Source organism: Streptomyces sp. NRRL S-1022 (assembly GCF_000720135.1).
Lineage (GTDB): Bacteria > Actinomycetota > Actinomycetes > Streptomycetales > Streptomycetaceae > Streptomyces.
Genome location: NZ_JOIU01000081.1, coordinates 1 through 1,838, shown reverse-complemented (window position 1 = coordinate 1,838; position 1,838 = coordinate 1). Strand labels below are relative to the sequence as shown.

Sequence of the window (1,838 nt, the reverse complement as noted above, 5' to 3'; positions counted from 1 at the left end):
AAGCAGGCCGAACCGGGCCAATTGTCGGACCCGGCGTACTGGGTCGGCCACGTCCGCCGCCCGGTCCGCTTCGCCGACGGCATCGCCGCCTCCGGCGGCCAGGTGTTCCTGGAACTGGGCCCTGGCGGTGCGCTGACCGGCGCCATCACGGAATCGGTCGACGCGGTCGGTGTCCCGGCCCTGCGCGACGACCGCGGAGAGGCCCAGACCCTCCTGGCGGCCGTGGCCCACCTCTTCGTCCGCGGCACCAAAGTGAACTGGGCGGCAGCTCTCCCCGAGGGCGCCACCGAAGCCCACGTGGACCTGCCCACGTACGCCTTCGACCACCAGCAGTACTGGCTCCCGGCCCCCCGTCCCCTCCTGGACGCCAGCGCCCTCGGCCAGGGTGCGGCGGATCACCCGCTGCTGGGCGCGGTGGTGCAGCTTCCGCAGTCCGACGGGCTGGTGTTCACCTCCCGGCTGTCCCTGCGCACGCATCCCTGGCTGGCGGACCACGCCATCGGGGGAGTGGTGCTGGTGCCCGGCACCGGGCTGGTCGAGCTGGCCGTGCGGGCCGGTGACGAGGTCGGCTGCGGGGTGCTGGACGAGCTGGTCGTCGAGGCGCCGCTGGTGGTCCCCGAGCAGGGCGGCGTACGCGTCCAGGTCGCCGTCGGCGGGCCGGACGAGACCGGCGCCCGCAGCGTGGAGGTGTACTCCACGCGCCAGGACGTCGGCACGGAGAGCGGTCCGGACGCGTGGACGCGGCACGCCAGCGGCACGCTCAGCACCGACAGCGCCGCCACCGACACCTTCGACTTCACCGCCTGGCCGCCGCCCGGGGCCCGGCAGGTCGACATCTCCGGCGGCTACGAGAAGCTGACGCACGCGGGATACGGGTACGGCCCCGCGTTCCAGTGCGTGCGCAAGGTGTGGCGGCGCGATGGCGAACTGTTCGCCGAGGTCGCCGTCCCGCAGGAGCAGCGGGAGAACGCGGCCGGGTTCGGCATCCACCCGGCGCTGCTCGACGCCGCGCTGCACGCGAGCATCCTGGACGCGGCCGCCGAGGTGGGCGACGGTGCCGTGGCGGAGGAGGAGGCGGTCGTACGGCTGCCGTTCGCCTGGAACGGGCTCACCCTGCACGCCTCCGGGGCCACGTCGATCCGGGTCCGGCTGCTGCGGCCCGACCCGGACACGCTGTCGCTCGAAGCCGTGGACGACGCCGGTGGCCTGGTGCTGACGCTGGACTCGCTGGTCTCGCGGGCCGTCTCCGGCGAGCAGCTCGAAGCGGCGGCCGGTGCGCCCGGCACGGACGCGCTGTTCCAGGTGGAGTGGAGCGACCTGCCGCCCGTGGCCGGTGCCGGTGAGGTGCCGGAAGCGACGGTGGTCGAGGCCCGCACCAGCGCCGGTGAGACGCCCGTGGCGTTGGTGACGCGGGTGCTGGCGGCCGTGCAGGCGTGGCTGGCGGACGAGTCCGCCGCGGACGGGCGGCTGGTCGTGGTGACCCGGGGCGCCGTGCCGGCCGGCGGCGACCAGGCGGTCACCGACGCCGGTGGGGCGGCCGTCTGGGGTCTAGTGCGGGCCGCGCAGGCGGAGAACCCCGGCCGGATCACCCTCATCGACACCGATGCCGACACCGACACCGGCACCAAGGGGCCGGACCTCGGTCCCGCGCTCGCGAGCGGTGAGCCGCAGGTGGCGGTGCGGGGTGCGGCGCTGTACGTGCCGCGGCTGGCTCGTGCGGCGGGCTCGGGGAAGTCGGGGCTGGATCCGGACGGCACGGTGTTGATCACCGGTGGTACCGGTTCGCTGGCCGGTGTGCTGGCCCGGCACCTGGTGACCCGGCACGGCATCCGGCACCT

At 75.1% G+C, this 1,838-nt stretch carries 1 protein-coding gene; it reads left to right on the top strand.

Annotation, left to right across the window (positions count from 1 at the left end; all coding sequences use genetic code 11):
• Positions 1–21: 21 nt before the first annotated feature.
• The coding region (locus IG05_RS0140815) for a polyketide synthase dehydratase domain-containing protein (protein WP_199808485.1) at positions 22–1,838 on the top strand (1,817 nt) is incomplete at its 3' end.